Source organism: Microcoleus sp. BROC3 (assembly GCF_036702515.1).
Lineage (GTDB): Bacteria > Cyanobacteriota > Cyanobacteriia > Cyanobacteriales > Microcoleaceae > Microcoleus.
In genome coordinates, this window is sequence record NZ_JAUBTQ010000007.1 from 123,178 (window position 1) to 149,385 (window position 26,208).

The following is a 26,208-nucleotide window of genomic DNA, read 5'->3' on the forward strand; positions in this document are numbered from 1 at the left end:
CCAAAAGATGTTCCAAGCTGTACAGAAATAACGCTCGTTAAGATAAACAAAAAAAATGAAATACTGAGGAGCGATTGATTTAATTCCCCAATATACCAGAACCGGAACTGTTACCGAACCATCCAGACAGACATTACTGCACAAATTAAAAGTAAAACAGCAATAAATTAATAAAGATTTTTGACTGCCAATAACAGCAATTATGATTAAATTTTTTATCGAACATCCCCTAATTTTATCAACAAAAGGGTAATCAAAATTACCATAGAAGCCAGAAGTCTAGCAACTATAAAATAACCTTTGATGGCACTGACTAAAAATATAAAAAATGAGATAATTACCAAAAATACCAACTACATTAGACTAATTGTTCGGGTATGGACTCCCAAACAGCCGATCGCCCGGAAGCACCGCAGATGTCACGAAACCGCCGTTACGCCACACAGCAGTCCATTAAAAGAAAACGCTAAAATAGTAGATCATACAATTTTGGAGTTAATATTTGACACTTGCACCCGCGCGCGAAAACGTCCTAGCTTGGCTCTGTGACCGCGTTCCTGCTGCCCGCATCAAACATATTCTGGGAGTCGAACAGGTAGCAGGTGACTTGGCTCGCCATTACGGTCTGGACGAAGCAAAAGCCCGATCGGCCGGTTTGTTACACGATTTGGCAAAATACTTTAAACCTCAACTGCTGCTGCAAATGGCCTCGGCGGAAGGTTTAGAGTTAGACTCAGTGTTGGAAGCGCACCCGCATTTGCTGCACGCAGATGCCAGCGCGATCGTCGCTAGAGACGAATTCGGGGTGGTCGATCGAGAAATTTTGGAAGCAATCGCCAATCACACCCTCGGCAGACCAAACATGAGCCAGCTCAGTTGTACCGTATTCATAGCAGATACCATAGAGCCGAGCCGCGGCAACACAGCCCAACTAGAAGCACTGCGCGAGGCAAGCTTGCAAAATCTTTATGCAGCCGTGTGGCAAACTAGCGATTATTCTCTTAAATATTTGCTAGAAACTCGCTGCTACATCCACCCCCGCACCGTACTTACGCGGAATTGGGCGCTGCTGATGGCTCGATCGCCGGAAACAGGAAATTCGACCCAGAAGTCGATCGAACAAATCACAAGTTGAAAGTAAAATTCACCAGAAATTCTGTCCTTACTTTTGGCTTCAACCTAACTCCTATTTCCCGTCTCAAACTGCCAACAACCGATCGCGAAAGCGCACCCATTTCTCCTTACCCTATCAATTAGGAACTTAAACACTGAATGTCAGATCTAACTCAACTCGAATACTCCAGGGCCCAGTCTACAGCAACCGACGGCACCTCCTCAGACGAAGCCCGCGGCATGATCATGACCGTTGCCCAAGCAGCCGATGACCGCAAAGCAGTAGATATTGTATTGCTCCGAGTGGCAGAAGTATGCTATTTGGCAGACTACTTTGCGATCGTCACCGGATTTTCCAACGTGCAGGTACGAGCCATCTCCCAAGCGATAGCAGACCAAGTGGAAGAAGAGTGGCAACGCTTGCCACTGCGTACACAAGGCCTATCAGACGCTAGTTGGGTAGTCATGGACTACGGCGACGCGATTATTCACATTTTGAAGCCTCAAGAGCGGGAGTTCTACAATTTAGAAGCGTTCTGGGGACACGCCGAACGCATTGACTTTTCCCCCGCGCCGTGAGGATGGCTAATGTGAAAAACGTTTCTGCTTCTATTTGTCCCGTTCCGCAAGAACAGCGACCGATCAATGAATACCAAGAACTTAAAGAATCCTGGTTTTTTAGCTGGGTAACACTCAATTGGCCCGGATACCTGGCAAAACTAGCTTGGGTGTGGGCTTGGAGTTGCTTGGTATCGGGGCCGATAGCTGCTTCTAGCTTTGCTCCTGTCAAGTATCCAGCTCAGTTTGTCCTCAGCAGTGCCGCAGGTGCCGGTTTTATTCTAGGATTAGCTTTGCTGCGACTCTACTTGGGTTGGTTCTACGTGCGATCGCGCCTTTCAAATCCCACGGTCGTCTACGAAGAGTCTGGCTGGTACGATTGTCAATCTTGGCCTAAAACTCCCGAAGTTTTGCTTCAAGATCAGTTGATTGTCAACTACCAACTAGAACCAATTCTCAGGCGTCTGCGGCAGACATTTTATGGTTTGACAGTATTGCTGGTTGCCGGGGGACTAATTTGGAGTTGTTTGTAATCGGAAATGCAAGGAAGTTTTGAGTTTTGAGATAGCCGCGCACAGCCAACAACACACACGGGGTGCATGAGTCAGAAACGATCGCACAAAGATTAACTTTACAACTCGTAACTGCCAGCTCGCAACTCATAACTTCCTGAACCCCAATCTAAAATCTAAAATCTAAAATCTAAAATTGATATGACAAGGGGAAAACGAACCCAAGCTGCCGAATTGGAAGTCACACTGCTGCGCGAAGGTATTGTGGAATCGAGGCACCGCGCCCAAGCTGCTGTCTGTGACAACCGCGGCCGCGTTTTGTCGGTTGCTGGTAACTCGGAAACGGCCTCATTTGTCCGTTCTTCACTCAAGCCTTTTCAAGCTTTGGCGGTGACGGCGACTGGCACTTTAGAACGCTACGAATTGACCGATCGAGATTTAGCGATTATTTGCAGTTCCCATCAAGGTACGATCGAGCAATCGCGCCAGGTATTTAACGTACTGTGGCGCTGCGACATTGACCCCTCTAAACTTCAATGCCCCATTCCCGAAGGCAAAAAGAGCCCCCTGCAATACAACTGCTCCGGGAAACACGCCGGAATGCTGGCTGTCTGCCAGCAACTGCACTGGCCACTGGACACTTATTTACGCCGCAAACATCCTGTCCAGCAGCTTATTTTGGGCAAAGTGGCTGAGTTGCTGGCAATGCCTGCCGAAGAGTTTATCAGCGCTCGTGACGACTGCGGCGCTCCTACCTATCTGTTGCAGTTGGGGCAAATGGCCTCTTTGTACGCTAAATTGGCTTCCGGCGACAATGTGGAGATGGAGCGGATTGTCCGCGCTATGACTCATCACCCGATGATGGTTGCCGGTGAGGGCAAATTTGACACGGAACTGATGCGCTTGACTCAAGGGGAATTGGTGAGCAAGTCCGGCGCCGAAGGGGTGCAGTGCATTGGCCGCGTTGGCGAAGGCATGGGCTTGGCAATTAAGGTGACGGATGGAGGAAAGCGCGCTCAATTTGCTGTGGCGATTCACTTGCTCAAGCAGTTGGGGTGGATTACTCCGACGATCGCCGAAACTCTGGCGGAGACTTACCTAACTCTCAGTGACTTCAAGCGCTTGGAGGTAATCGGGGAAGTTTCGATGCTTTAGGGCGATCGAGACTCTGAGCCGATTTGAGCAACCCCTCCCATAATCTAAAAAGTTTTTTTGATTTAGGGGTTGCAATTTTCAGAAAGATATGTTTATACTAGATGAATACAAAAAGCGACGCGGGATAGAGCAGCCTGGTAGCTCGTCGGGCTCATAACCCGAAGGTCAGTGGTTCAAATCCACTTCCCGCCACCAAATTAACTAAGACAAGCCCCGGTAGCCTAAAAGTTGCTGGGATATTTGTTTTATACCCTCTGTTTGATGCCGTCTGCGATCGCCTCTTCGACAGATTGAAAGCAGTTTATTTTAGGTGGCAACAAAAATGAGGACACAGCAGTGCTGTGTCCCTACCGTATATTTGTATTTTTATATGGGAAAAAATAAGACCCACCCTCAACCTAAACACTTAACCCTATACTTTTCGACGAGCGTTTGTGCAAGCTTTATTTGTCAAAAATTTGCAATCCGAGATCCATATTTTTTAACTCTCAATTGGAAATTGCTAAATCGGCTGGGCTTCCATCCAATCAAAAATCAGGTTTAATTGTTCCAGGGTAACTAACCCGTACTGCCACAGAACCATAGGCAATTGGCTGCCATCTTGTTCACCGTGGCGGAGAGCCACGGCGATCGCCGAATTCGATATCGCCAACTCTCCCCGCAAATAATCGATCAGTTGAGCTTTTCCCATCACCTTCACCGCCAGTTGTATGCGCTTTTGTAAAGATATGTAGCTAATCAGGCTGTATCGGAAGTTTAATAGTCCTAATTATCTGTTGAAAAGCGGCGATGTGGTGTGATGGAAAACGCACGCAAATTGTGATAAAAATCATAAAAAAAGGCGATCGCAGTCACAGGTCTGAGAATCAAAAATTGGGTTTTGCGATCGCTTGCTTCAAATGAATTCATTTAAAATTGCTAAAGTCCTAGCTGAAGCTGAACTCCCGCTTCTGTGCCACTGTCGGTTTGTTTTGGAGGTAAAGGATTTCCTTGACGCTGGGCGTCCGAAGGAGTAGTGATAAATTCCAATGGGCCATCGATTCTGAGGCGAAATGTCTCGCCCAAGCTGCTTTCCCTTCTAGCAGAATTAGCCGCGGTTTCAGATTCACCAATCAAGTTTTGGTAGTCCGAGTCTACGGTTCTGTCCTCCACACTCCTGAGGGAGTCCCCAGATAAAGTCGTTTCCGAATTTTGGGGCGCTGGTTGCAGCCTTGGTTGGGCGAGAACCGCCGGGGTCAAACCGATAAAAATTGAACTCAGTCCAAGAGCAGTGCCAAGAGTAGCAATAACTGCGTTCATCATCCATGCCTCCGCTAGTTGCATCCTACTATGCTTATTGTACCGAGCCGGAATTAAGTTGTACTCTATCAAAAGTAGCTGCTTGTGGATATATCAATTAAAGTTTCTGTGAAAACTTATAACTTTCGATCGCGCTATCGGAAAAACAGAACTGACCCAGCAACCCGGTTGAAACCCCAGAATAGGTCATTTCAGGAATGAGTCAACCAAAAACTCGATTTGTTTGATTAGGGCGGGTCAGGAGTGGAAAAATAGTTAGTGGTGGATGAACGGGCGGCTATTCACCAATTGGTTTTTTCACGAAAATAGTTAGTTGCAGCCAGCCAAAACGCTAAAAAAACCCGGTTTCAGATACCAGTAAAAAAAAAGAATGCAATAGCAGGCAAGTTCTAAACCCTTACAGAATCTGTCTTTCCCAATTCTTTAATTCTTTAATCTCAAATCTATAATATTATGAGCGTGTAGAGTGCATTCAGGATTGATACTGCATTCATCTCGATCGCCAATGTTCCCAGAGCTCCCGAGCGCGCTAAGATGGCGGTGGCGGTCGTTGAAAATTCCGTTGCCAGCGGCAGATTGCGAGTTATTAACAGCACTTTGCCTACTAAAACCATCTCAACTTCAAAATCTGCGCTCATCAGGTTGTACTTGACCAATAATTTCTTGATGGTACAAGCCCCCGGATTTATCCGTGGTGTCAATCTAAAATCCAAAATCCTTGCATCCTCAAGCCCCCGGATTTATCCGTGGTGTCAATCTAAAATCTAAAATCTAAAATCTAAAATCGAATGACCGGAATGTTGTGGGTTCATAATCGTTCTGCTTTACCATGCCAATCAAATATCTGACCGACCCGATTTTAAAAATGTCGGGCCAAGTGCCAATTCGCATCGTCCTTGTTGTGCCTTTTGCCCTCCAGACTTTCGCTGCGGTAGGGTTGACGGGGTGGCTGTCGCTGCGGAACGGGCGGATAGCCGTTAACGATGTTGCTGCACAACTGCGAGCAGAAGTCACATCGCGCATCCAGCAACATATTTATACTTATCTCAAAACACCCCACCAAATTAATCAGCTCAATGCCGATGCCATCCGTCTCGGCATTTTGAACGTGCAGGATACTGATAATTTGCAACGCTACTTCTCCCAACAAATCAAAACCTTTGATAAAATTAGCTACATTCAATTCGCCTCTCAAGAAAAAGATTTTATTGGAGTTGAACGCCTAGACGATGGCAAGCTGCAAGTTCAGATTTCTAATCAATCTACTGGCTATAACTTTCAAAGCTACGCGCCCTCAGAGTTCGGGGAAGCAACCAACCTATTAAAAACTACTCTCAACTACGACCCCCGCGTTCGACCTTGGTACATAGCTCCAGTGCAGGCAGGGAAACCGACTTGGAGTAAAATTTATACTTATTTTGATGCTCCCAAACTAGCGATTACGGCTGCTCAACCAGTTTATAGCGAGGATGGTAAACTGATTGGCATCCTGGGTTGTGATTTGGCACTTTCCAAGATCAATCAATTTTTGGAAACTCTAAAAATTGGCAAATCAGGACAGACTTTTATTGTAGAAAGGTCGGGGCAATTGGTGGCTAATTCTACTCTGGAACCGCCATTTATTGTTAGCAACGGCGTTCCGAAACGGATTGTGGCAACGAGCAGCAATAATGTTCTGATTCGATCGACAGCCCGCTATTTGACAGAACGCTTCGGGGACTTGCGCAAAATAGACAGTTCTCGCCAGTTAGATTTTACGATCGACGGTCAACGGCAATTTCTACAGGTGACGCCGCTCTCAGACAGCAGGGGTCTCGATTGGTTGATTGTGGTGGCTGTTCCTGAAGCCGATTTTATGGAAAGGATTAACGCCAACACTCGCTACACAGTGTTGCTGTGTTTCGGTGCTTTGGTTGTGGCAACGGCGATTGGCGCTCTGACTTCTAGGTGGATTGTTGTACCGATTCAGCGTCTGAGCAAGGCTGCGGAGGCTTTGTCGCGAGGAGAATGGGACGGGATGGCCGTAGATCCCGGCTTGATGGCGTCTGTAGACCGGGAGGATGAGGTGGGTGTCCTGGCTCGCTCTTTTAATACGATGGCCGGTCAATTGGAAGAGTCGTTTACTACTCTAGAAGAGCGGGTAGAATCTGCGATCGCCGACAAAAATGAATTAATTCTTTATTTGCAAAAATCGCAGCAAAAACTGGCTCTCCATCTTCACCAAACTCCTTTGGGGGCGATTGAATGGGATCTAAATTTTGAAGTAGCGGAATGGAATTTGTCAGCAGAAAGAATTTTTGGATACAACCGCTTGGAAGCAATGGGACGCCACGGAGTCGATCTCATAGTTCCTGAAAGCGCTAAGGAGTATGTCAGGCAACTATCTATCACTTTGCTAACTAATAAAGGAGGAATTAGTAGCATTAACGAGAATATCAGAAAAGACGGCAAAATTATTCTTTGCGAGTGGTACAATACAACTTTGGTTGATGCTGACGGCAGCATTATCGGGGTGGCATCGCTGATTCAGGATGTGACTGAATTTCACAGTGCTGTGGAGAAGTTGCGGGCTAGCGAGGAGCGGTTTCGTCAGTTGGCAGAAAATATTCATGAGGTATTTTGGATTAGAGAACCCAATCAAAAGCGGCTACTTTATGTGAGTCCTGCTTGCGAGAAAATATGGAATTTGAGCTGTCAGAGTTTGCAGTCAGAACCGGAGGCTTTTTGGGATGCTATTCACCCGGAGGATCTCGATCGCGTCAAGGCTGCTTTTGAGAAACAGGTGCGGGGTGATTATGATGAAGAGTATCGGGTAGTGCGATCCCCTACGGGGGCTACGCCAACGGAAGGTTCAGTTTGCTGGGTGCGCGATCGGGCTTTTCCAGTCCGCAGCCAAACCGGAGAAATTTACCGAATCGTCGGTATTGCCGAAGATATTACCCAGCGCAAATTAGCAGAAGAATTCCAAAAAGTCGCTCAAACTGCTCAAGCTGCAAACCAAGCCAAAAGCGCCTTTTTAGCTAATATGAGCCACGAATTGCGAACTCCCCTCAACGCGATTATTGGTTACAGCGATATGCTCAAAGAAGACGCCGAGGATTTAGGCTGCGAAGATTTTATCCCCGACTTGGAAAAAATTCAAACAGCGGGCAAACACCTGCTATCTTTAATTAGCGACATTCTAGATATTTCTAAGATTGAAGCGGGTCGGATGGAACTTTACTTAGAAACTTTCAATCCGGTTAATTTAATTGACGAGGTAGTTTCTACTGTGAAACCCTTGGTAGATAAAAATTCTAATAAGTTTGAAGTTGATTGTGGTAGCGACTTGGGAGTGATGTATGCTGACATTACCAAAACTCGTCAAATATTGCTCAACCTGCTGAGCAATGCAGCCAAATTTACGGAAGGTGGCACTATTACCCTCTGCATTGAAAGAGTTAAACATGACAGCTTAACCACTCAAGAAATAGCAGAACCTTCCGACTCAATAATTTTTCGCGTAGCTGATACGGGCATTGGGATTTCCCCCGAACAATTGCAGCATTTATTTCAAGCATTTATGCAGGGCGACGCATCAACTACGCGCAAGTACGGCGGCACGGGTTTGGGATTGACTATTAGCCGTCACTTTTGCGTGATGATGGGTGGCGATATGCACGTTGAAAGCGAGTTAGGTTCTGGTTCGGTTTTTACTGTGTGCTTGCCGGCCCGCGTTGAATTATTGGTCAGCAGTTAGTCTTGCTGTCGGCGACGCAATTATTACAAAAGACACCTGGTTTGTTGACCAAAAACCTATCTTTTCACAGAACTTTGGGGCAATAAACCAAGGTGATGATACTCTGCACCATAAGTCCTAATCCTAGCTAATTTGCCGTTTCTGCCGCCCCAAAAGTTGGGCTGTTAATACGCCACCGACAAAGCCAAAGAAATGCGCTTGCCAGGAAACTCCCGGCTGCGAGGGCAAAACCCCCCAAATTAAACTGCCGTAGAAGAAACCAACAATTAAAGATACCAAAATAGATGTAAAGCTGCGTTCAAAATAGCCCCGCAGCAGTAAGAAGCCGAAGTAACCAAAGATTAATCCGCTGGCACCAATGTGAACGGAATAGGGCGCGCCAGTCAGCCAAACTCCGAATCCGCTGACTAGCACGGTTACGGCACTCACTATAAAAAAGTCGCTAATTTCTCGCAGCATGATCAACCAACCCAATGTCACTAAAGGGAGGGTATTGGCGGCTAAGTGAGCAAAACTGCCGTGCAGAAAAGGCATCAACAGGATGCCTTGAAGTCCGTCGAGGCTGCGGGGGCGGACTCCGTAGGCATTCAGCCTGCCTCGGAATAGGAATACATCGACAATTTCGATAATCCAGAGGAGGGAGACGAAGCCACCGAGAATGGCGGCGTGGCTTTGCAATTCGCGGGTGATAGCTTTGGTTTCTGGGTTACTCATGGGTTGTGAGGGCGGTGATACCGATTATTTCTAATTGTAGGAGTTTCTGGGCGATCGCGAGCAAAGATAGTTGGGGCGAGGTTTCAGGGTTTTTTGCAGCAGAGCTTATTTAGAAATATGATAAGTTTTATTAAAAGTTCCGCATTTTCACGTATAGGATAATTCACCTGGATGCCTCACAATAGTAATTGAACTACAAAAGGAGAGTCAACCGAAGGTTGAAGCTAAAACGTAGAAGACAGAATTTTTACCCTATCAATCAATTGTTGGGCTTGAAATGAGGACACTTTTTAGAGCGCACACCGCCTTTTAAAAAAAATCAGGAACTACTTTTCTCGCCCTAAGTCATTAATTTAAGAAGTTCAATCCGGTAAAGCAAAACGAGATGCTGTAGATACTGATTGTAGATAATATCGCACAAGCTCTACAGAGAGTTCTTGGCACCTCGTTATAAAAGAGGAACAGAGCAAAATGAACGTATTTGAGCATACAGTCTCCTACCGAACTCTGCCAAATTGGGTAGGATTTGGTAAACAAGAAACCGCCGTTAATGTCGCTACAAATTCTCACCCTTACGGTCAAAAGCCACACTTTGACCCCTTGCATCCGCTAAAAGAATGGCTTGATAACACTGCAATTAAAAGTCAAAAATTGGCTCGGTTGCTGTGTAAGTTTATTCCCAGCCAGTGTCCGTTTGAGCGAGAAGTCAAAATTGGCGATCGCACTTTATTATCCATTCCGCCGCTGTGCAAGTTAAATCCGCTTTACGAGCAAATCGTTGGGCTGCGCTTTCGAGCTTTGTGTTATTTGGCTGACGAGTGTGGCGAAGATGTAACTCCTTATTGTTAATTCTGCAAAAACTTAAATTTCTCACTGTCTTTTCACCCTCCCTTCTCCTTGTTGGGGAGGGTTTTTGTTTTGTGTCGGCTTTCCAGGAACAAAAGTGCGGTCAATTTCTCGATCGCCCAGTAAATCAGTTTTGAATCAATTCTTTTTTTTCGTGATTGATAGTTATCTCAAGGGTGGTTGTTTGGGAGGCTTTTGTAGGGAGGAGTCCGGTTAGGTAAAACAACTATCAAGAGAGGATAATAGGTAGAGCGTCAACAGAAGCGTGAACTGCATTCGTAGGAGGAGTGGCTATGACCCCTGAACAAAAGGAGCGTTTTAAAGCTTGTGCTAGCTTAAAACCGGGATGCTGCTGGTTCGCCTCTTGCCTAACTTTATTGGGTAATCTCCCAAAAGATGTACGGTTTTATCCCCTCTAGAGCGCTATGAGCTAGATACCATGAGAAAAGTGTCAAGGACATCACCAATTTATGTAGGTTGAGCCGTGGAGTGAGGCAACCCACAATTAAAGTTCTGTTTTACTCCCTACATTTTTCCCAAAATTGATAGATTAGTAATTGAGGCAAATATTTAAGCTATTTCAAGAATATAAGTAAAACTCAATGTTAAAATCACGAACTCGGTAATTATCAACACAAATTATCAAATATTTTACGAATCTAACTAATACCAAGTGTTAAAAAGAACTTTTTTTGCAGTAATTATTGCGCTTTTATCTTTTATGGTTTCACTCATGCTATCAGCTCAAACTTCTGAGGCTGTCAATGAACTTTATGTATTTGGGGACAGTCTTTCGGATATGGGAATGGTGTTTCGAGCAAGCGGGGGTCAATATCCGCCTCGTTCGACTTACTTTCAAGGGCGTTACTCGAATGGTAAGGTTTGGGTAGAATATCTTGCCGATCGCCTGAAGTTGCAGCCTGAACGAGTCACTAATTTGGCTTATGGAGGTGCAACAACGGGGAGCGAACGCAATAGCCTTGTCCCTGGTTTGTTAACTCAAGTTCAGTCATGGACTAACTCGCAAAAACAGGCAAATCCTAATGCGCTGTATGTACTGTGGGCGGGGGCGAATGACTATTTGCAGGGGGGAAATAATGCGAATATTCCCGTTGAAAATGTGGCGAAGGCGATCGCATCTCTTGCTGGTGTGGGTGCCAAAAATATCCTGCTAGCAAATTTACCCGAGTTGGGGCAGTTACCGGCGACCCGAACAGGCACTAATTCTGCAAGGCTCACTGCATTAACACAAGCACACAATCAGGGTTTGAGGCGAACGGTTAAGGTATTAAGTCAACAGCATTCTGACTTAAAGATTGCGACTCTTGATGCTCATGCGCTTTATCGGGAAGCCATTGCTTCTCCGGCTAAATATGCCTTGACTAATGTGACGAGTGCGTGTTTATCGGGTGGAGGTGTTTGTGGTAGTCCCGATCGATTTTTGTTTTGGGACGGCATTCATCCGACGACGGCTGCACACAGGATTTTGGGGGAAGCGGCGTCGGCTGTTGTGCAGGAAAGCGGGATGATTAAATCGGAATTGGGGATGCTTCGGTAAATTATTATTAGGCTTTCGGGGCGCCACAATATCGGGATGCTGCCTTTTCGTAGAGGTTGACATAATTTTTTGCATGAGAGCAAGATTGGCTCATCTGATATTGTAGAAATTTTCCTCGTGGGCGATCGCACTTTATTTTCCATTCCGCCATTGTGCAAGTTAAATCCGCTTTACGAGCAAGGGGTTGGGCTGCACTTTCGAGCTTTGTGTTATTTGGCTGACGAGTGTGGCGAAGATGTAACTCGTTATTGTTAATTCTGCAAAAACTTAAATTTCTCACTGCTTTTTCACCCTCCCTTCTCCTTGTTGAGAAGGGTTTTTTTATTTTGAGATTATTCCGCGGTTGCAACCTGTTAACCTCAAACTCAAATGTGGCGAAGAACCGGTCATTTGAGTTCGAGGTGAAATTACACAAACTTTCGTCTGCCTCAGCATAAAAGCCAGATATTCTGTTAGATCCCCAGCTTTTTGAAGAAGTCGGGACTTGAAAGAGCGATCGCATTTAAATACTAAAGGGAGCGAATCACTCGTTGTTCGAGAATGCGTTTGCCTTTGTTATAAATACTAAGGCTGGCTCCTGTAACAATGTAATCGTAGGTGCCATTTTTGGCCACGTAACCAGTCCCCTCTTCAGTTCGAGCACGCAGGGCGATCGTGCTGCCGTTACTCTTTTTAACGCCGTAGTAATATAGTTGATTGGCGTGGTTGTAGCACAGATAAATCCGAAAGTTGCTGGTCTCGAAATAGTTTTCCACTTTCTGTCTTTTGCGAGCACAAAAATCCCTCACCAGTTTTTGGGGAGTGGATACATTAGCTATTTGTATGGTTTCAATCGGAGACTGAGTGCGAGACGCTGTTGGTGCAGTGCTTGTGTTCGATTGTCCTAAAGCAAAGGTTGCCGCTGGATTGCTGGCAAATAGCATTAAACCGAGTAAGCTGGTTTGTGTGAGTCTTGCTGTGAAGTTCATAAGTCATTCCTTTAAAATATGTTGATGCGTCTAATCTAGGTAAGTTGGATTGATGAGGGCGATCGAACTGTACAGTTTTCACAATTGGCCTCAAGGAGGAAATCCTTGGATGAAATTTCCGTTTCCCCTGAGATCGGGCACTATTCTCAATAAGCTTTTAGGGGCAGGCTAGAAGCCCGCCCCACAATAGGATTGAATGTATAGTCGAAATCTCGTTACTGAGAATGATATTTTTCTGTGAGTTTCCCTGCAACTGACTAGCCGGCGGACAATTAAATAACTGGCACTTTCGATTGCTGAGAGGACTTATGTACTAATAGGCGATCGCGAGGACAAAGCAGAGAATTATTTTAAATATTGTGCGCCAACTGCGGGCGCGGATGCTAATTTTCATCAATTTCGATAAGTGCGGGGCGACACGCACCCGCAACCCAGGAGGGAAGTCTTTACGCGCCGCTTTTGGGCTTTTCAGGTTCAGAAGGTAAATCTCCCTTTTTTTTCGCTTCCAAAACCGCCGTTTCAACGATAAAAGCGATCAAACTAGCTGTGGGTCTACCTTGCCGGTCGGCCCACAGTTCTAAGGATTCATAGATGTAGTCGGGGAGTGTGATGTGAACGCGCTTGCTCACTGTCAATATTTACTGTTTGTGAACGCTCCCAATCATACAAGTTTACGCCGATCGCGGTGTTATAACGCTATTTTAGTAATTTTCTGCTACCAATGAGGGCCTTTTGTGCAATAATTTGTACAGCACACCACAGGTGCAAAGTCAAAAGCCAGTCCCCCGCCGTGGAAAAGCAAGGACTGGCTATGGCTCCCATTAACAAAGGAGATACCTTTACAAAGGAGATACACCTATTATGCCGTATGAGAAACGTCTCAAGCCGTGGATTGTGGTTCGTTTGCTTCCGAATCTACAAAAGGTCGTTGTCGGTCGCTTTCGCAGTTGGTCTGATGCAGATGGTCATTTGCGAGTTCTCAAACAACTGCTTCCGGCTGCTCGATTGACTCTAGTTTTCGATCCGATCGATTAATTTTGGTTGTGAGTTGATTAAGTGCGATCGTCCTTGGTTTGAGGAGGGCGATCGCAATTTCGCGCAATGTTAAACTGGACGCAAAATATCAATTGAGTTGGGGAAAAAACCGTGACAGCTATTCTACAAGCAACAGAACAGCCAACAGCACAAAGCTACTTCACTCCAGAAGAATATTTAGCCCTGGAAGAAGCAGCAGAGTACAAAAGTGAATATCGCGACGGAGTAATTATTCCAATGACAGGTGGAACTACAAATCACAATCGCATTGCCCTGAATATGAGCATAGCATTACGTCTTGCTCTTAAGGGACTTGACTATGATGTTTTCATGGGCGACGTGCGTCTGTGGCTGCCGAAAAAGCGAACTTATACTTATCCCGATGTGATGGTAATTCCGGGGAAACCTGAGTATTTCAATAATCGCCAGGATACGGTGATGAATCCTCAAGTGATTGTGGAAGTTTTATCGAAATCTACGAAAGCTTACGATCGCAGTGATAAGTTTAAGTTTTATCAAACGCTGCCGACATTTCAAGAGTATATTCTGATCGATCAATCTCAGGTTTATGTAGAACAGTATTGTAAGTTGGCAAATAAGCGGTGGTCGTACCGTCAGTATGATGAAGAGGATGTGGCGCTAGTTTTTAATTTCTTTCAAGTTGAAGTGCCGCTGGCAGATGTCTATGAGAAGGTGGATTTTGAGGCGGAGAATGAGCCAGAAGAAAGCGGGGAGGAATAAGGGCGATCGCTTTTGTGGAAATGCAGGTTATCTTTTAAGTGAGCGATTCCCTTCGGGATAGCTTCGCACGCGCGTACTCAAAAGAAATATTTGTTCAACATCATTGTGGGAGAACATCAGCATGACAGGCACTTTGCAAACAATCGAGCCACGTTACTGCACAGAAGAGCAATATTTAGCACTGGAAGAAACAGCAGAGTACAAAAGCGAATATCTCGACGGGGAAATTATTCCTATGACAGGCGGATCTACCAATCACAATCGGATCGCAGGAAACGTTTACATTGCTTTAAATTTCGCTCTTCCAGAACAAGAGTATGATGTCTTCATCGGTGACGTGCGTCTGTGGATACCAAAAGTGCGACTGTACACTTATCCCGATGTAATGGTAATTTTTGGGCTACCTGAGTACCGCAACAATCGCACAGACACGATTACCAACCCTCAAGCGATTGTGGAAGTTTTATCAAAGTCTACTAAAAATTACGATCGAGTTGACAAGTTTGCATTTTACAAAACTATTCCTTCTTTTCGAGAATACATTCTGATTGACCAAACAAAAATCAAAATCGAGCAGTATTCTAAAACCGAGAATAAAAGATGGTTGTATAGCGAATATGATGAGGAAGATACGGCTTTAGTGTTTAATTCCTTCCAGTTAGAAGTTCCTCTATCTGCTATTTATAAGAAAGTGAATTTTGAGCAAGTTGAGCAAGAAGATAGTCAAAATGAGGAGTGAGGGCGATCGCACTTGGTTTAAAAAGGGCGATCGTTACTTAATATACTTCATCATGCGTCCCAATATCAATCAAGACGATCAATTCCTCTTGCGTTTCATTATCTTGCTCAAAAGTATAGATAATTCGGCAATCGGACTCAACCCAACAAGCCCAAAGTCCTTCTAATTGCCCCCGCAGTTTATGTGGCTTCAATGGAGGAGAAAATGGATCGTTCACTAACAACTCCAAAACCGAAAAGATTTTCTCACCTAATTGCGGATTTCTCTTGATAACCCGTTTAAAAGCCCGTTTAAAACTGTTGTTCCAAACTAGAGTTTTCATTCTTCATCCAGTAAATCAGCTTTTAACTGTGCAAAGTTGCCTCGCTTTGCTGTGCCGGCTTTTAAAGCAGCCAAAACCTCTCTTGCATTGCTCGCAATTTCGACTCGCCGATTTTCAATTCGCCGTTTCTGAATTAATTCAATTAACAAATCTTGCTCTTCAATTGCCAGAGATTCTACATATTCGATCGCGGTCTGGAAAGCAACAGAATTAGCCATAAAGAACTTTTCTATGTTTGAAAAGTGACAGTGCATTTCTATTTTACTAAGTGAGGTGGGCAAATGCCCACCCTACCAATAAACTACGCGCCGACAGATTCCTTCGCTGCGTAAAGCACCTCAACGGTAATCTTATCAATCCCCCGATCGCGCGCGAACTTCTCAGTATTCCGCTTCACCTTACCCCGCACAAAACCAGGGATTTTATTCAATTCTGCCTGTCCATCCTTCGTCCAACCCATATCAGAATCAGCCGAAATACCCTTCGTAATCACTTCCTTGGTATCGTGGCCGCCGAAGATTTCCAGCAAGTGGTCTTCCATTCCCAAAGTGAAGGAATTGTAGACCAAATCTACGCACTGATTCGTGCCTTCATAACCCAAAAATGGCTTGTAGCCGATCGGGAAATTTTGGACGTGAATCGGTGCAGCAATTACGCCGCAGGGAATATCCAAGCGCTTACCAACGTGGCGTTCCATTTGGGTGCCGAAAATCGCCGAAGGTTCCGCTTTGGCGATCGCATCTCCGATCGCCCCGTGATCGTCCGTCACCAGCACTTCATCGCAATACTCGCTAACCTGTTCCCGGAACCAGTCAGCATCGTGTTTGCAGTAGGTTCCTGCCCACACAACGTGGATTCCCATCTCGCGAGCCAAAATTTTCGTCATCGCCGCAGCGTGGGTATTATCGCCAAATACGACGGCTTTTTTGCCGGTTAAATTTTGGCAGTCGATCGATCGCGAAAACCAAGCAGCCTGCGACACAAATCGAGTTTGTTGGTCAATAAAATCTTCGTAATTAACATCCGCACCTTGAGCATTCAAAACTTGCTGAATCTTGCGGATACAGCGCGCCGTTTCCACCACACCCATCGGCGTAATATCCACCATCGGCGTGCCGAATTCTTTTTGCAAATACTCCCCGGCCATCATCCCCAATTCCCGATAAGGAACCAAGTTAAACCAAGCGCGCGGCAGTCTTTTTAAGTTGTGAACCGAAGCACCTTCGGGAATAACTTCGTTGACTTCAATGCCTAAATCTGCCATCAAACGCTTCAACTCGGTGCAGTCGTGCTGGTTGTGGAAACCCAGCGTAGACATACCGATAATGTTGACCGATGGTTTTTCGCTTTTACCTTCCAAATCGCCTTTTTTGCGGGCTTTGTTAATGTAAAATTGGACGATTTGATCTAAAGTGCGATCGGCTGCTTGCAGTTCGTTGACGCGGTAATGGTTGACATCCGCCAGCATTACATCGCCTTTGGCATCCAATTGAGCTCGCTCCACGAAGTTTTCCAAGTCTTCTTGCAGAATGCTGGAGGTGCAAGTCGGGGTGAGCACGATTAAATCTGGGTGCTCTTCTCTGTCTTTGCGGGTGATGTTGTCCACCACCCGTTCCTGCGAACCCCGCGCCAGTACGTGTCTGTCAACGACGCTGGTAGTTACTGGGGTAAAGTCCCGTTCCCTCTCCAGCATGGAACGCATAACGTTGAAGTAGTCGTCTCCAATCGGTGCGTGCATGATTGCATGGACGTTTTTGAAGGAAGTGGCAACGCGCAAAGTGCCGATGTGGGCTGGCCCTGCGTACATCCAATAAGCCAATTTCATAGGTATTTTTCCTGGTGCTGCTTGAGAATTGCCCGATCGGGCGATTACTGCTAAATTTTAAGGTTGTTTCTGATTTTCTCACCGGATGAATCCTTTAGAAATAGTAACTTTCTGAGGATTTACAGATTTGGGAAATGCTCAAACGCTTTTGCTGCTTGGGATTTGACTCGCAATTCCAACAACTTTACTTCGGTTTTAAGGCAATAATTCTTAATCTTTCGTCAAATTTTCTTAAGAGTTAGGCAAATTTGATTAATGTAGGGCTCGCTGCCGCCCACCAGACAAGGTGCAATAATTCTGCATTTTTGGTCAAATTTACTTTACTTTAACTGTCAGTTAGTATTGTTAATAGATGAGCCAAAATAGATATAATTGAGGGAAATTGCCGCTCCCGAAGCAACACTTACTTCCCTCAGCGCCTCGGCCCCGAATTGCAGTTAAGACTTGCACCGCCCGGTTTTTTTAGCACCCACAATTCGCGCCTTGTCACCAAAAAAATAAATCTTTCAGCACTTGCGTATTTTCACGAGATGTGGTGGCGAGCGGCTAAAATCAAGCAATTGCTTGGAAGCTGAGATGATTTAGTTGTCAGCGTGGCGATCGAGTATTAGAGTAAATCCTTGCACAACTACTGTATTTGCGATCTTGTTAACCTAACTGCTGAGGTAACGAAAGCCCCAGCGCGGTTTTGTCAGCAGCTTTTGCTGTCAAGGGTTGCCTTCCCACACATCCCAAAAGATAGCTCTTGAGCGATAATGAAGAATAACATAGGATTTACGAAAAGAAACCCGGTTTATACGAAAAAATCTTGGGTTTGTCAACCACTAGCAACGAAGAAACCCGGTTTCTAGCCCGCCGCGCGTCAGTCCTGTAACATTGACCAAGCACACCTAATTTGAGAGAACCCAACTATGATGGCAATTCCCGGCGTTGCAGTTCTCGCTCTCATTTATGAAAGCAGCACTTCCCTGGTTTACCGGGGCCACAACGAGCAGGACAATCAACCTGTTATTATCAAACTTATCAAAGAAGACTATCCGACTCCTGAAGAACTGAATAGATACAAGCGCGAATATGACATTACTGCCAACTTAAAGCTGCTGGACGGAGTTGTCAAAGTGTACAAGTTGCAGCAGGTTAGAAATAGTCTGGCAATGATTTTAGAAGATTTTGGTGGCGAATCTTTAAAAATTTTTATGACCACCCAGAAGTTTACCATTTTAGGATTTTTGACTACGGCAATCAAAGTTGCTGAAACTTTAGGAGAAATTCACGCCAAAAATGTAATTCATAAAGATATTAACCCCTCTAATATAGTTTTTAATCCTGCTACCGGACAAGTTAAACTCATAGATTTTAGCATCTCAACTGCATCAAATCTGGAAAACGTTACGAATAAAAATACAAATTTTTTAGAAGGCACTTTAGCCTATATGTCGCCAGAACAAACTGGCAGAATGAACCGGATAATTGATTACCGCACAGATTTTTATTCCCTCGGCGTCACGTTCTATGAAATCCTAGCAGGACAGCTCCCTTTTACCACTACAGATCCAATGGAGTTAGTTCATTGTCACATCGCCAAACAGCCAGTACCTCTCGCTGAAATTGCACCGGAAATTCCTAAAGCTATTTCAGATATTGTGATGAAATTGTTAGCAAAAACTGCTGAGGAGCGCTATCAAAGTGCTTGGGGACTGAAAGCTGATTTGGAATCCTGTCTGTTTCAGTTGCAAACTTCTGAATTTATTTCCGAGTTGGCTCTCGGCAGCCAAGATATTTCCGACAAATTTCAAATTCCTCAAAAACTTTACGGCAGACAGCGAGAAGTTGAAACTCTTTTAGCTGCATTTGAACGGGTAGCAGCAACAAATAATCGAGGCTATCGCATCGAAGATTCCCAAATTTCCGTTATCAAGAAAGAGATCAAATCGAAAAAAGAAACTTCCCTGTCTGTGCTGGCGAGAGGACAGCATAAATCCCGCAGCGAGATGATGCTGATTGCCGGTTATTCGGGCATTGGCAAATCTGCAATGGTGAAGATTTTAGACAAACCTATTACCCGCAGGCGCGGCTATTTTATTTGGGGAAAGTTTGACCAGTACAAGCGGACTATTCCTTACTCGGCAGTTGTCAGCGCTTTTTCGGAATTGGTGCGGCAACTGTTAACTGAAAGCGAAACTCAATTAGCCGTTTGGCGCGAAAAACTCCGCAGTTCCTTCGGTCAAAACGGACAAATTATTATTGATGTAATTCCCGAAGTTGAACTAATTGTCGGATCTCAGTCTCCTGTAGCTGAATTGGGCCCGACGGAATCTCTGAACCGCTTTAATTTAGTATTTCAAAATTTCATTCGCGTATTTTGCCAGCCAGAACATCCGCTGGTAATTTTTCTGGACGATTTGCAGTGGGCTGATTCTGCTACTCTCAAGCTGATCGAATTGATGATGACAGATGAAGCTACCCAATATCTGTTTTTAATTGGCGCTTATCGGGATAATGAAGTCAGTCCGACTCATCCTTTAATGATGACTGTGGAGACGCTGCGAAATCAGGAAGCCATCGTTAATCAGATTGCTTTGTCGCCGCTGGGAGTGGAAAACATCACTCATTTGATTGCCGAGACTTTGCACAGCGATCGAGAATCTGTCAAACCCTTAGCTGAACTGGTAGTCAGCAAAACCGACGGAAATCCTTTTTTTGTCAATCAATTCCTGCAAACATTGTATCAGGAAAACCTGCTAGTTTTTCACCCGCCCCAGTCGGGGAGCAAGGGCGGCTGGCATTGGGATATGACTCAAATTGAGCAGTGCGCTATCACTGACAATGTAGTAGATTTGATGGTACAAAAATTGAGAAAACTGCCAAGTTCAACGCAGCAGGTTTTGCGTTTAGTGGCTTGTTTGGGCAACGAATTTGACTTGAATACTCTTTCTTTAATTAATGAAAAAGAAGCCTCGGAAACTTTCTCTCACCTGTTGCCAGCGATTAAGTCTGGACTGATCCTGCCAACTTCGGAATTGGAAAGCAAGTCATTAGATTACGTGCTGTTTCCGCTGTTAATTCTCAATTATAAATTTTTGCACGATCGCGTACAGCAAGCAGCTTACGCTCTGATCGACGACTCGCAAAAAAAGGCAGTTCACCTGAAAATAGGCAGGCAAATCCTCGAAAACACTCCCGCTGAATATCGCGCTGACAGAATTTTTGAATTAGTCGATCACTTGAATGTGGCTCGATCGCTAATTAGAGACGATCGAGAATTAATTGAACTGGCAACGCTGAATTTAGACGCGGCCCGTAGAGCCAAAGATGCCACTGCTTATGTTGCTGCCTTGCAGTATTTGACCGCAGGCATGGACGGTTTGACCGCCGATATTTGGGATTCCCACTACGATTTAGCCTTTGCCTTGCACATGGAGCGGGCCAATGTTGAGTATTTAAACGGCTATTTCGAGCATTCAGAAGAATTTATCAACATAACTTTGGAAAAAGCGCGATCGGCCTTAGAAAAAGTAGAAATTTACAACCTGCTGATCGTGCAGTATACCCTCCGGGCGAAGTACGAGGAAGCCGTTAAAGCCGGAATCAAAGCTTTGAACTTGCTGGGAATTGACTTGCCGCTAGACGGGCTCCAAAAAGTCATATCCGAAGAATTTGCAGCAGCCACTAACTTTTTAGCAGGTAGAGAAATAGCTTCCCTGATTGACGCCCCCGAAATGACTGTACCCGAAAAAAAAGTTGCAGTCAAATTAATTACAAACTTGCTCACATCGGCGTACCTCAAAAATCCCGACTTGTGGAAAGTCAGCGTTTTAAAAGGAGTCAATCTTTCTCTACAATACGGTTTAGTACCCGAAGCCTCTCTTTGCTATGCTGGCTACGGTATGTTCTTAAACGCAGTTTCGGGAGATTACAAAGCTGCGTATCAATTCGGCTTGCTGTCGCTGAATCTCAGCGAAAAATCTGGCAATATCGGCTTGAAGTGCAGAGCTTGTTCATCCCTGGTCAGTATTTTTTATTACTGGTTCAACCACATCAAAGATTCCCACACGATTAGCAATGAAGGATATCAAGCAGCTTTAGAATCAGGAGATTTAGAGTATGCAGGTTATATTCTATCCAACCGCATAGCCAATTACTTTTTTCAAGGTAAAGAAATCTCGCAAATTCTGGCCGACACGAGCAGGTATTTGCAGTTCAGCCAAAAAACCAAAAATCAGCTCGTAACCGATATATTATTAGGGGCAGACTTAATTCTGCGCAACTTGAGCAAACTCACTTCTGAAAAGTTTGTATTTGAAAGCGAAGATCTCAGCGAAGCTGAATACGTACACAACTGTCAAGCTCATCAAAATTTGTACTCGCTGTGCCTTTATCAGATTCGCAAATGCCAGGTAATGTACTGGTACGGCAATTTCAACGAAGCACTGCAACTAGCTTTAGAAGTAGAAAAACAGCTATCTTTTATTACCGGAGCAATACCTGCTACCGAATGGAATTTTTTCTTTTCTCTAGTTTTAGCTGCTGTTTTCCCAAATGTTTCAGAAGAGAAGCAAAAGCAATACCTGGAAAAGTTAGAGACCAATCAAAAACAGATGAAAATTTGGTCAGACAACTGTGCCGAGAATTTTCTGCACAAGTACCTTTTAGTACAAGCAGAAATAGCCAGAATTTCCAAGAAAGATTCAGAAGCTGTAGAACTGTACGATTTTTCTATAAATTTAGCCCAAGACAATGAGTTTGTCCAAAATGAAGCGCTCGCCAATGAACTAGCAGCTAAATTTTGGTTGAGTAAAGGCAAATATCAATATGCCAAAATCCACTTGCGCGAAGCTCACTCGTGCTACTTGCGCTGGGGCGCAGTCCGCAAAGTTGAAGATTTAGAAGAGAAGTATCCGCAGTTGCGGGAAATGACCCCGCTCAACGGAAGTTTTAACAACAATCAAGCTACAACAACTATTCATACTTCTACTGGCAGCGATGCGAGAGTGCTGGATTTAGCAACTGTAATGAAAGCATCTCTGGCCATTTCCAGCGAAATTGTACTCGACAAGTTGCTGGCTTCTTTGATGAGGATATCGCTGGAAAACGCGGGCGCACAATCCGGTTTTTTAATCTTGCTTAGAGATGGAAAACTGTTAATTTCTGCTAAAGCGTCAGTAGTTGCTGAAGATGTAGCGGTGCTGCAATTTACGCCTGTTGAAGAATGTCAGGATTTACCTGTGACGGTGATTAATTATGTGGAAAGGACTCGCTCGGACTTGGTGTTGAGCAATGCGGCTGCTGAGGGACGATTTACTGCCGATCCTTACGTAGCCAAACACCAGCTCAAATCTCTTTTATGTACGCCGATCATCAATCAACGCAAACTAATCGGTATTCTTTATTTAGAAAATAACTTAACTGTCGGGGCGTTTAATTCCCACAGATTGGAAGTTTTAAGGCTACTTTCTTCCCAAGTTGCTATTTCTTTGGACAATGCTCTGCTTTACAATTCAGTGGAGCAGAAAGTGCAAGAGCGAACCCAGGAGTTAAATGAAAAAAACGAGCGTTTAGAACAAACTTTGCGCGAGCTTAAACTAACTCAAGCTCAGTTAATTCAAACGGAAAAGATGTCGAGTTTGGGTCAAATGGTGGCTGGTGTAGCTCACGAAATTAATAATCCTGTAAGTTTCATTTACGGCAATCTCAATCCGGCTAGCGAATACGTTAAAGACTTGCTAAAATTGATCGCTCTTTACCAGCAGCACTATCCCGAACCTGCTGATGAAATCCTAGAGGAAATAGAAACAATAGAACTGGAATTTTTGACCGAAGATTTGCAAAAGCTTCTGGATTCCATGAAATTAGGAGCGGAAAGAATCCGGGATATTGTGCTCAGCTTGCGGAATTTCTCGCGCCTCGACGAAGCGCAAATGAAGTCGGTAGATATTCATGAAGGCATCGACAGTACGGTGATGCTGCTGCAACCGCGCCTGAGAAAAGAGGGCGGCCGTTTGGGGATTGAGATGATTAAAAAGTACACCAATCTACCGCTAATTACTTGTTATGCGTCGCAGTTGAATCAGGTGTTTATGAATATTTTGACAAATGCGATCGATGCTCTCCTCTTAGCCAGAGATTGCCCGGAAAGCTCTCAGAAACAGCCTGCTATTACAATTTCTACAGAGGTGACAGACAGGAATTCTGCTATAATTAAAATTGCTGACAACGGCCCTGGGATGAGCACTGAGGTGCTGCACAAGATATTCGATCCGTTTTTTACAACTAAGCCTGTGGGTTCGGGAACAGGTTTGGGATTGTCTATTTCTCACTCGATTGTTGTTAGTTCTCACGGCGGAAAGTTGACTTGCGTGTCTGCACCGGGAGAGGGGAGCGAGTTTATTATTGAAATTCCGATCGCCCCACGGCATTTTTTGTAAGTAAATAAAAAACAAGGGCGAATGGAATTCGCTTTTTGTCAAATCAAGTCCGCGCAACGCGAGACTAAGAAAATTGTACTTGGCGGTATAAATCTGCGATCGCAATTTCTACATCCACCGATTCAAGTTGCAAAGAATGGCCCAAACCATACTCCGAGAGCACCCATTGCCCCTGTTGATTGCGGCGAAACATCTCTACTCCTGGCTGTTCAACTTGCATCAATACATACTCTTGTAGCGTTGAAAATTGGCGGTAATTAGCAAATTTGATACCCCGATCTACTGCTTCTGTTGAAGGTGATAAAACTTCGATAATCAAGCAAGGAAATTGCACCAATTGCGGATCGTTATCACGATCGTCGCAAGTTACGACAACATCAGGATAAAAATACTTTCGTCCTGGTTCCACTTGGACTTTGATATCTCCGATGTAAGGTTCGCAAGGGCGATCGACAAGGGCGTCATCTAGGATTCTGAAGAAATTGCCTGCAATCCGATTATGATTGCGCGTTGTGCCAGTCATGGCGACGACTTCGCCATCCCAATACTCGTAGCGTTCCTCTTGGGTGGGTTCCCAAGCCAGGTATTCTTCTGCGGTCATCAATGTGCGATCGGGTAAAGCAACCATAATGCGATCGGGAATGAAGTCTGTTTTTATAATAGCTCGAAGATGGCGATCGCCCTTTAATTAAACCGAGTTTTGCTAAGATGTAATAAATAAGCTAAAAAGCAAGCAGGTAGCCATGACAGCCACCCTGATTCAAACCCCACAACCGGGAGTTGTGCTGAAAAATATTAGCTGGCAGACTTACGAATCTCTGGTAAACGAGTTAGCGCAACAGCGGGGAATTCGTTTAACTTACGATCGCGGAACATTAGAAATTATGACTCCATCAGATCCACATGAAGGTAACAAACAAATCTTAGGACGTTTTGTAGAAACAGTAACCGAAGAGTTAAATGTAGAAATTCGCAGCTTGGGTTCGAGAACTTGCAAGCGCGAGGATTTGGCTCGCGGATTAGAACCGGAGCAGTGCTACTATATCGAGAATGAGCGACTTATTCGAGCTGTAAATCAAATTGACTTAAATGAATATCCGCCACCTGATTTAGTAATCGAGATTGATATTACTAGCAGTTCTATCAACCGCATGGAATTGTATGCGAGTTTGGGCGTGCCAGAGGTTTGGCGTTATGACGGTTCGCGTTTAATATTCTATCAGTTAGAAAGTCAGCAATATGTAGAACGCCAGGTTTCTCCTCACTTTCCTTTTTTGTCGCCATCTCAGATTATGGGATTTTTGGAAACGCAAAAAGATGTGGGGGAAACATCGATGATTCGAGGGTTTATGCAGTGGGTGAGGAGTCAAATTCAGTCAGGGGAATGAAATGGCGATCGCCTACGAGATAGCTGCGCTTTACGCTCTTTTTTGAATCGATCTATTGCACAGGCGAGACCCCCGTGCGTGGGCACAATAGTTTCCTAATCTGGCGGTTGAATAAGTTACTTTTGAGGAGTCACATACTTGATTGCGATCTCCTCAAAAATTAATAGTAGAAGGGGTTGGGAAACTTTCGGAGATGTCTCAGGAACTATGGTCTAGTTAAACCACGTTTAAAATGATCGCTACTACCAGGGAGATCGGGTAAATCTCCCACACCCATAAGCTGAAGTCCATTAGGAGCAGTTAAAGGCACTGAAGTTCCCACTGCACACTTGGAGCTACGTCGTCCTTCTAAATGAATGTGGGCATATTTATTACTCGCTAGTGTGTAAGAAAGGGTTGTACCTAGGACTTGACCTGCGCTCACTCTTTGACCATTAGCAACACTACGATTTATATGACCAATCAAAAGACTACGATTTTGGTCAATAGATAAGCAAACTAAATCTGAGGTTCCAGCCACATGATAAACTGTCCCAGATGCAGGAGATAAAACTTGTTTATTTGCCGATTTATTGACGTTGCTGTCAGAGGCATAACAACCATTTGTACCAAAGTCTCGATTTGAGAAAGTCAAATCTAAACCATAGGTACTGCCAGTGTTAACGTTATGACTGATGGTGCTATTTTGATAGCCTTGACAAACATACCAAGTTTGACCTCGACCAAAAGGTAAATCAATGTTACCGCTTACACTACTAGCACTGCTTTTCCAACGCTGGTTCGCATTATTAGGATTGCAAGTAATTAGATGAATCCTGCCATTATTACTACGAGTAGGAGAGTCTATACAAAAATTAGTTCCAGTACGGCTAATTAATAACTCTCCATTACCAACACTCTGTAAATTCCAGTTTTGATCGGGATCGCCTGCGTTGCAAGACCAAACATTTATTTCTTTGTTTTGGGCGGGCAAATAAGCATTTAAGCACTTTCCTGTAGAACGATGACGTAAAAGTGTCCCCGATTTACCAGGTAAACGATCGAATTGTTGGTCAGGATCGTTGATATTATGCTGATAAAGAGACATCCGAGGATTACCGTCAATTAACCGAAAAGAGTTATTTGTATTCAGTGCATATCCACCATTTACCTGAAAAGTTTCCCATGCTTGAGCTGCCTGTGCTGTAGCTACTAAAGAAACACTAGCAATGGCGGTCGCAGCAAATTTTTGAACTTTTTTGAAATTCATTGTCAGACTCCCCTAATGATGA

General features: G+C 44.6%; 25 protein-coding genes, 1 tRNA gene and 1 pseudogene. 15 read left to right on the forward strand and 12 right to left on the reverse strand.

Translation table 11 applies throughout. The features are described from left to right. The first annotated feature begins 303 nt into the window (after positions 1 to 303). From QUB30_RS06595 to QUB30_RS06620, 6 genes are all read left to right on the forward strand, one after another. On the forward strand, positions 304 to 549 hold the full coding sequence (locus QUB30_RS06595; protein WP_333330834.1) for a hypothetical protein: 246 nt from the start codon (positions 304 to 306) through the stop codon (positions 547 to 549). Then, positions 503 to 1,135, forward strand: coding sequence for a bis(5'-nucleosyl)-tetraphosphatase (symmetrical) YqeK (gene yqeK, locus QUB30_RS06600; RefSeq protein WP_333330836.1), 633 nt, complete (start codon positions 503 to 505; stop codon positions 1,133 to 1,135). The genes QUB30_RS06595 and yqeK overlap by 47 nt, the downstream gene beginning before the upstream one ends. A 137-nt stretch (positions 1,136 to 1,272) precedes the next feature. After that, entirely contained in the window at positions 1,273 to 1,692 is a 420-nt protein-coding gene (gene rsfS / locus QUB30_RS06605) for a ribosome silencing factor (protein WP_333330839.1), read from the forward strand. A gap of 2 nt (positions 1,693 to 1,694) precedes the next feature. Further along, positions 1,695 to 2,204: a CGLD27 family protein gene (locus tag QUB30_RS06610; RefSeq protein WP_333330842.1), complete on the forward strand. Its 510-nt coding sequence runs from the start codon at positions 1,695 to 1,697 to the stop codon at positions 2,202 to 2,204. A 180-nt stretch (positions 2,205 to 2,384) separates the two neighbouring features. After that, on the forward strand, positions 2,385 to 3,338 hold the full coding sequence (locus tag QUB30_RS06615; RefSeq protein WP_333330845.1) for an asparaginase: 954 nt from the start codon (positions 2,385 to 2,387) through the stop codon (positions 3,336 to 3,338). 118 nt (positions 3,339 to 3,456) lie between these two features. Continuing rightward, positions 3,457 to 3,533, forward strand: a tRNA-Met gene (locus QUB30_RS06620). A 307-nt stretch (positions 3,534 to 3,840) separates the two neighbouring features. On the opposite strand, the gene QUB30_RS06625 is transcribed toward QUB30_RS06620, so the two are convergent. The 4 genes from QUB30_RS06625 to QUB30_RS06640 form a co-directional block, all read right to left on the reverse strand. After that, positions 3,841 to 4,029, reverse strand: a complete 189-nt coding sequence (locus QUB30_RS06625) for a DUF2949 domain-containing protein (RefSeq protein WP_333241833.1) — start codon at positions 4,027 to 4,029, stop codon at positions 3,841 to 3,843. Positions 4,030 to 4,103: 74 nt separating this feature from the next. Beyond that, positions 4,104 to 4,247 (reverse strand): hypothetical protein, encoded by a 144-nt coding sequence (locus tag QUB30_RS06630; protein WP_333330848.1) that lies wholly within the window; start codon positions 4,245 to 4,247, stop codon positions 4,104 to 4,106. A 9-nt stretch (positions 4,248 to 4,256) separates the two neighbouring features. Continuing rightward, on the reverse strand, positions 4,257 to 4,640 hold the full coding sequence (locus QUB30_RS06635; RefSeq protein ID WP_333330850.1) for a hypothetical protein: 384 nt from the start codon (positions 4,638 to 4,640) through the stop codon (positions 4,257 to 4,259). 440 nt (positions 4,641 to 5,080) lie between these two features. Further along, complete coding sequence (locus QUB30_RS06640; protein WP_333330853.1) at positions 5,081 to 5,275, reverse strand: hypothetical protein; 195 nt, start codon at positions 5,273 to 5,275, stop codon at positions 5,081 to 5,083. 191 nt (positions 5,276 to 5,466) lie between these two features. Here QUB30_RS06640 and QUB30_RS06645 point away from each other — a divergent pair, with 191 nt between their 5' ends. Then, positions 5,467 to 8,376, forward strand: coding sequence for a PAS domain S-box protein (locus QUB30_RS06645; protein WP_333330856.1), 2,910 nt, complete (start codon positions 5,467 to 5,469; stop codon positions 8,374 to 8,376). A 123-nt stretch (positions 8,377 to 8,499) separates the two neighbouring features. Here the strand turns inward: QUB30_RS06645 and QUB30_RS06650 are convergent, their stop codons facing one another. Continuing rightward, a complete protein-coding gene (locus QUB30_RS06650) occupies positions 8,500 to 9,090 on the reverse strand; it encodes a rhomboid family intramembrane serine protease (protein ID WP_242723176.1) in 591 nt (196 codons plus the stop codon). A 471-nt stretch (positions 9,091 to 9,561) separates the two neighbouring features. Here QUB30_RS06650 and QUB30_RS06655 point away from each other — a divergent pair, with 471 nt between their 5' ends. The 3 genes and pseudogenes from QUB30_RS06655 to QUB30_RS06665 all read left to right on the forward strand — a co-directional run. Next, positions 9,562 to 9,939: a Mo-dependent nitrogenase C-terminal domain-containing protein gene (locus QUB30_RS06655; protein ID WP_333330862.1), complete on the forward strand. Its 378-nt coding sequence runs from the start codon at positions 9,562 to 9,564 to the stop codon at positions 9,937 to 9,939. Positions 9,940 to 10,669: 730 nt separating this feature from the next. Continuing rightward, entirely contained in the window at positions 10,670 to 11,494 is an 825-nt protein-coding gene (locus QUB30_RS06660) for an SGNH/GDSL hydrolase family protein (RefSeq protein WP_333330865.1), read from the forward strand. Between the two features lie 120 nt (positions 11,495 to 11,614). Further along, a pseudogene (locus tag QUB30_RS06665) lies at positions 11,615 to 11,749 on the forward strand (Mo-dependent nitrogenase C-terminal domain-containing protein); the annotation flags it as partial. Positions 11,750 to 12,003: 254 nt separating this feature from the next. Here QUB30_RS06665 and QUB30_RS06670 read toward each other — a convergent pair. Both QUB30_RS06670 and QUB30_RS06675 read right to left on the reverse strand, forming a co-directional pair. Continuing rightward, a complete protein-coding gene (locus QUB30_RS06670; protein WP_333073129.1) occupies positions 12,004 to 12,462 on the reverse strand; it encodes a hypothetical protein in 459 nt (152 codons plus the stop codon). Positions 12,463 to 12,908: 446 nt separating this feature from the next. Next, positions 12,909 to 13,091, reverse strand: coding sequence for a ribbon-helix-helix domain-containing protein (locus QUB30_RS06675; protein WP_333200861.1), 183 nt, complete (start codon positions 13,089 to 13,091; stop codon positions 12,909 to 12,911). A 232-nt stretch (positions 13,092 to 13,323) separates the two neighbouring features. On the opposite strand from QUB30_RS06675, the gene QUB30_RS06680 reads away from it, so the two are divergent. The 3 genes from QUB30_RS06680 (at position 13,324) to QUB30_RS06690 (ending at position 14,977) form a co-directional block, all read left to right on the forward strand. Continuing rightward, on the forward strand, positions 13,324 to 13,497 hold the full coding sequence (locus QUB30_RS06680; RefSeq protein ID WP_333330867.1) for a hypothetical protein: 174 nt from the start codon (positions 13,324 to 13,326) through the stop codon (positions 13,495 to 13,497). 111 nt (positions 13,498 to 13,608) lie between these two features. Further along, on the forward strand, positions 13,609 to 14,238 hold the full coding sequence (locus QUB30_RS06685) for a Uma2 family endonuclease (protein WP_333330870.1): 630 nt from the start codon (positions 13,609 to 13,611) through the stop codon (positions 14,236 to 14,238). A 121-nt stretch (positions 14,239 to 14,359) separates the two neighbouring features. Further along, positions 14,360 to 14,977, forward strand: a complete 618-nt coding sequence (locus QUB30_RS06690; protein ID WP_333330873.1) for a Uma2 family endonuclease — start codon at positions 14,360 to 14,362, stop codon at positions 14,975 to 14,977. 37 nt (positions 14,978 to 15,014) lie between these two features. Here the strand turns inward: QUB30_RS06690 and QUB30_RS06695 are convergent, their stop codons facing one another. The 3 genes from QUB30_RS06695 to bchB all read right to left on the reverse strand — a co-directional run bounded on the left by QUB30_RS06695 (position 15,015) and on the right by bchB (position 17,124). Beyond that, positions 15,015 to 15,299, reverse strand: coding sequence for a type II toxin-antitoxin system mRNA interferase toxin, RelE/StbE family (locus QUB30_RS06695; protein WP_333330876.1), 285 nt, complete (start codon positions 15,297 to 15,299; stop codon positions 15,015 to 15,017). Then, positions 15,296 to 15,517, reverse strand: coding sequence for a hypothetical protein (locus QUB30_RS06700; RefSeq protein WP_333330879.1), 222 nt, complete (start codon positions 15,515 to 15,517; stop codon positions 15,296 to 15,298). Before QUB30_RS06700 ends, QUB30_RS06695 begins: the two co-directional genes overlap by 4 nt. Positions 15,518 to 15,600: 83 nt before the next feature. After that, complete coding sequence (gene bchB, locus QUB30_RS06705; protein ID WP_333330882.1) at positions 15,601 to 17,124, reverse strand: ferredoxin:protochlorophyllide reductase (ATP-dependent) subunit B; 1,524 nt, start codon at positions 17,122 to 17,124, stop codon at positions 15,601 to 15,603. 911 nt (positions 17,125 to 18,035) lie between these two features. Here bchB and QUB30_RS06710 point away from each other — a divergent pair. After that, entirely contained in the window at positions 18,036 to 23,549 is a 5,514-nt protein-coding gene (locus QUB30_RS06710) for an AAA family ATPase (RefSeq protein WP_333330885.1), read from the forward strand. Positions 23,550 to 23,613: 64 nt separating this feature from the next. On the opposite strand, the gene QUB30_RS06715 is transcribed toward QUB30_RS06710, so the two are convergent. Then, positions 23,614 to 24,177: a Uma2 family endonuclease gene (locus QUB30_RS06715; RefSeq protein WP_333330888.1), complete on the reverse strand. Its 564-nt coding sequence runs from the start codon at positions 24,175 to 24,177 to the stop codon at positions 23,614 to 23,616. A gap of 115 nt (positions 24,178 to 24,292) precedes the next feature. Here QUB30_RS06715 and QUB30_RS06720 point away from each other — a divergent pair, with 115 nt between their 5' ends. Then, positions 24,293 to 24,937 (forward strand): Uma2 family endonuclease, encoded by a 645-nt coding sequence (locus QUB30_RS06720; protein WP_333330891.1) that lies wholly within the window; start codon positions 24,293 to 24,295, stop codon positions 24,935 to 24,937. A gap of 205 nt (positions 24,938 to 25,142) precedes the next feature. Here QUB30_RS06720 and QUB30_RS06725 read toward each other — a convergent pair whose 3' ends face one another. Then, positions 25,143 to 26,186, reverse strand: a complete 1,044-nt coding sequence (locus QUB30_RS06725) for a ricin-type beta-trefoil lectin domain protein (protein WP_333330894.1) — start codon at positions 26,184 to 26,186, stop codon at positions 25,143 to 25,145. Positions 26,187 to 26,208: the final 22 nt, after the last annotated feature.